Source organism: Mesorhizobium sp. M7A.F.Ca.CA.002.05.1.1, from assembly GCF_003998335.1.
Taxonomy (GTDB): Bacteria; Pseudomonadota; Alphaproteobacteria; order Rhizobiales; family Rhizobiaceae; genus Mesorhizobium.
On the sequence record NZ_RZQI01001375.1, the window covers coordinates 1 to 987 of the forward strand.

Consider the following 987-nt stretch of genomic DNA (forward strand, 5'->3'; position numbering starts at 1 on the left):
TGGGGGCCGCTCTGGGCGTTGCCTTTATCGAGGGCGACAAGCTGCATCCGCCGGAAAACGTCGCACGCATGGCAAGCGGCGAACCGCTTACCGATCAACTGCGCGAAGGCTGGCTCAACGCGATCGGCGAGCGCATCGCGGAGTCGGTGGGCAGCGGACAGGGCGTGATTGCCGCCTGCTCGGCACTGAAGCGCAGCTACCGCGACCGGCTGAGCAGCTTCTGCCCGGAAATCGTCTTCCTCTATCTGGAGATCGACCCTGCCACGGCCAGGCAGCGTGTCGGCAGCCGCAAAGGCCATTTCATGCCGGCAAGCCTGGTCGACAGCCAGTTCGCCATCCTCGAGCCGCCGGTTGCGGAAGAGCGCGCCTTGACACTCGATGCCACACGTCCGGTCGGTGAGCTCGTCGCCGGCGCGGTCCGCCTGATACGCCGGTCATGAGCCTTCATCCATTCCGATGCCGGTGCTGTCCGGCGCCTCGGTCAGCCGCTGCCGGCGGGACCACGTCAGCATCTGCTCGGGGTAGAGCCTCAGCGCTTCCAGCAGGCGGTCGCGCTTGAGCAGGATGTAGTGCGCCTGCACAGCCATGTTCTTGGCGCCATCCCTGGCGGTGTCCTTCGCCGGGGTTACAGATGCCTCCGGCGTCAACTCGGGGCTGAGCACGGCGCGGTACTCGATGAAGGGAACCACTTCGAAGGTCGACATGGCAAACAGGGCGGTTCTGCCCCTGGCGGCAAAATTCGCCGGCGCCGAGGCGAGGTGCGTCCAGCCGCTTTCGCCCATGGCTGCCTCGGTGAAAGTCGTGCCGGCATGGACGGTGTTGGTCATCGTCACCACGCCATTCTGCTTCAGGATCTTCTTGATGCGGATGGTGACTTGGTAGGCATCGTCGCGATCAAAGGCGACCCGGCTTTTCAGGAACCGGTTTTCGACATTGACCAGCGGCGGGTTGAGGAAACGCAGGCCGAACGCGCTTTCGGAAATACCG

The 987-nt window shown here is 64.6% G+C and carries 1 protein-coding gene and 1 pseudogene; one reads left to right on the forward strand and one right to left on the reverse strand.

Features of this window, described 5'->3' with window-relative positions:
* Positions 1-440 (forward strand): gluconokinase (locus EN939_RS35680; RefSeq protein WP_164751582.1); only part of this gene is annotated, 440 nt, incomplete at its 5' end.
* Here EN939_RS35680 and EN939_RS35685 read toward each other — a convergent pair.
* A pseudogene (locus EN939_RS35685) lies at positions 435-987 on the reverse strand (hypothetical protein); the annotation flags it as partial. The gene EN939_RS35680 and the pseudogene EN939_RS35685 overlap by 6 nt on opposite strands.